This window comes from Leifsonia sp. SIMBA_070 (assembly GCF_046534635.1).
Taxonomy (GTDB): domain Bacteria; phylum Actinomycetota; class Actinomycetes; order Actinomycetales; family Microbacteriaceae; genus Leifsonia.
The window spans coordinates 1-229 of record NZ_JAWRYK010001079.1 but is presented as its reverse complement, the minus strand read 5'-3'; the positions used below and the strand labels follow the sequence as shown (position 1 = coordinate 229).

Sequence of the window (229 nt, the reverse complement as noted above, 5' to 3'; positions counted from 1 at the left end):
AGGATCGGCATCACGACGGCGAGCCCGACGAAGAGCGGGAGCGAGCCGATCACGAGCCCGGCGGCGACGATCAGGCCCCAGACCGCCATCGGCCCCGGATTGGCCGCGACCGCCTTGGCGGATGTGGCGATCGCCGTCGCCACGCCGACATGCCGGTCGACCAGCAGCGGGAAGGACACGACGCTGATTGTCAGGGCGAAGACGGCGAAGAGCGCGCCGACGACGTTGC

General features: G+C 70.7%; 1 protein-coding gene. It reads right to left on the bottom strand.

Annotated elements, in window-relative coordinates; all coding sequences use genetic code 11:
* On the bottom strand, positions 1-229 hold a 229-nt coding region (locus SB754_RS23465), incomplete at both ends, for a hypothetical protein (protein WP_410784631.1).